At 58.1% G+C, this 1,228-nt stretch carries 2 pseudogenes; both read right to left on the bottom strand.

Going from position 1 to position 1,228, the window contains the following annotated elements:
* Positions 1–371 (bottom strand): annotated as a pseudogene (locus AWB78_RS42650) (IS110 family RNA-guided transposase); the annotation flags it as partial.
* Between the two features lie 157 nt (positions 372–528).
* Positions 529–951 (bottom strand): annotated as a pseudogene (locus tag AWB78_RS42645) (IS6 family transposase); the annotation flags it as partial.
* Positions 952–1,228: the final 277 nt, after the last annotated feature.

The raw sequence follows: 1,228 nt of genomic DNA, 5'->3' as shown, positions 1-1,228 counted from the left end.
GTTACATCGAGCCGGTCCGTCTTCGCGCGCCGCTTGTGACGTTCTACCGGGATGCTGGCCGCATCGATGACGTAGCACTCGATGCCGTGCGCCTGCAGCGCGCGACAGATCCAGAACGCGTCCTGGCCGGCCTCGTAGCTCACGACGACGCGCACGCCGGTGGGCAGTAACCACTTCTCCTTGTGGGCCTCGATCAGGCCGAGCACGGCCTGCAGGCGGGCGGCGGCCTGCGGCTGCTCGACCGTATGGACGGCGGGCCGCTCGCGCCGGCCATCGTGGAGCGCGACCTTCCACTTCCTGGCCGCGAGTTCGAGCGATACCGCCAGTATGACGTCTTCAGCATGGGGTTCGGTAACGTGATGTGCGTCCATGATGCCCCTCCATTGAGCAAGGCTTGGCCACGCCAATCTTACGGCTTGGGGCCTCGACGACTCTCACGCTGCATAGGATCTAGCGATTGTCGCTGAGATCAACGGTTTGATCGAAGAAATCTCGCGAGATCCTTTCAAAGGAACTGGCAAGCCAGCGTGGACGGACATGGCGCCTGAGCAGCTTGCGCATCAGCCGTTTGGCCGCCGCCGTGTCGCGATGGCTTTGCACCAGTACGTCGAGCACCGAGCCGTGCTGGTCGACCGCCCGCCACAGCCAGTGCTTCTTGCCGTTGATCGTCACCACGACCTCATCAAGATGCCACTTGTCGCCGCGCCCCAGCGCCGTCGAACGGATACGTTTGGCGATTGCCAGACCGAACTTTGCCGCCCAGTCCTGCACCGTCTCATACGTCAGCTCGATACCGCGCGCAGCCAAGATCTCTTCGACCATACGCAGGCTCAGCGGGAAGCGATAGTACAGCCACACAGCATAGCTGATGACGTCGGGCGGAAATCGATAACCCTTGAACGAGATCGACGCATCGGTCGATGGCGACGCGGACATGGAAGCTTTCTTCATGCAACATTATATCCGCCGACCGCGCAACAACCTGACAATACCTCATCGGAAAATCATGCCAGATTTTTCGACACTCGAAAATCTCGCAAACCCCCGCCCAGCTTGGCGTTCAAGCCGTCTTAAGATGAAATTTACCCACACGAAAACGCGAAGACGCATTTAAAATCAGTTTCTCCTGAAAACTTATTTTTATCTAACAAGCGCTTTATGAAAATTAACCTCTATCATCCCTTTGATTCTTTTGGCACCTCGTCGCACGAGGAGAACGGATTTGTCA

Origin of the sequence: Caballeronia calidae (assembly GCF_900044055.2) — a bacterium.
In the GTDB taxonomy this organism is placed as follows: domain Bacteria; phylum Pseudomonadota; class Gammaproteobacteria; order Burkholderiales; family Burkholderiaceae; genus Caballeronia; species Caballeronia calidae.
This window is presented reverse-complemented; position numbering and strand designations above follow the sequence as displayed.